The sequence below is a fragment of the Arthrobacter sp. 2YAF22_2 genome, from assembly GCF_052114645.1.
Classification (GTDB): Bacteria; Actinomycetota; Actinomycetes; order Actinomycetales; family Micrococcaceae; genus Arthrobacter.
In genome coordinates this window covers 1-1,150 of the sequence record NZ_JBFRFD010000762.1, presented here as the reverse complement: position 1 = coordinate 1,150, position 1,150 = coordinate 1, and the positions used below count along the sequence as shown (strand labels likewise).

Genomic DNA, 1,150 nt, shown 5'->3' with positions numbered 1-1,150 from the left:
GCTTAACCATGGTGTTGCCTTTCGTCCCATCCAGTGGTGCCACTGAATTCGGTGATCAGTGAATGTACCGCTTCTACCCGCCGGCCGGAACGGCTCCGCCGGCGCCTAGTCTGTAACCGGCTGCTAAAAGTCGCCTCCGCCACCGCCGCCTCCCCAGCCCCCGCCTGAATCGCCGCCTCCCCAGCCCCCGCCAGCGTCGCCGCCTCCCCAGCCACCGCCGCCACCCCAGCCACCGCCGCCACCCCAGCCCCCGCCCCCGCCGCCGCCGTGCAGGATGGAGTTGATCAGGATGCCGCCGAGGATGGCGCCGCCGAGGCCGCCACCACCGCCGCCAAACATTCCGCCACGGCCATAGCCCTGGTTGGCGAAGCCGCCGAACTGATCCACATCCGCCTGGGCCTGTTGCGCTGCCTGGGCGGCGAGGGAGAGCGCTTGCTGGGCGTACTGCAGGGCGGTGACCGGGTCGCTGCGGGAGATGGACAGGGCGTAGTCGAGGTTGCGCTGCGCTTCGGCCAGCCGGRTCCGGGCCTCGGTGCCCACCCCGCCTCGGCGCGCCATGATGTAGTCCGAGGTGGCACTGATCTGGGCCTGGGCGGACGTGATGCTCTGCTGCAGGGAGGCCGCCGCCCGTCGGGACTGTTCTTGCTGGTCGCGGATGCCGGTGAGGGCCGCGTCGAGGGACTGGTGGGCGGTTTCCACCCGCGCCAGGGTGGCGATGGGATCGATCTTGCCGCCCTGGATTTCGGCCTTGACCTGGGCCAGCGCCGCCTCAACCCCGGCGACCGGTCCGGCCAGTTCCGGGTGGGCCCCCGCTTGGATCATGGCCCGTGCCTGGGCGAGGTCCTGGGACGTGTCGACGACGGCGGACTCCAGTCCGCTGCGGGCCGCGTCAAGGCTGCCGGCGACCTTACTGATGGCTCCGARCAGCACGTTGGTCTGGTGCAGGCTCTCCTCGGCGGCCCGGACGGCGACGGCGGCCAGGCTGCCCTCGCCGGCGGTGAGCTTGTCCCGGGCCGTGGCGGAGGCGTTCTGCACGAACGCCAGCCGCTCCTTGGCCTGGCTGATGTTGTCCGCGACCGGGGTCAGCGCGCTGTCGGCGTACTTTGCCCGCAGCTCGGTCAGGGATTGTTCGGCCGCGGCAATCTTGTCC

The 1,150-nt window shown here is 71.3% G+C and carries 1 pseudogene; it reads right to left on the bottom strand.

The annotated features are described in order from the left end of the window. Window positions 1-123: 123 nt before the first annotated feature. A pseudogene (locus AB4Y86_RS19360) lies at window positions 124-1,150 on the bottom strand (TPM domain-containing protein); the annotation flags it as partial.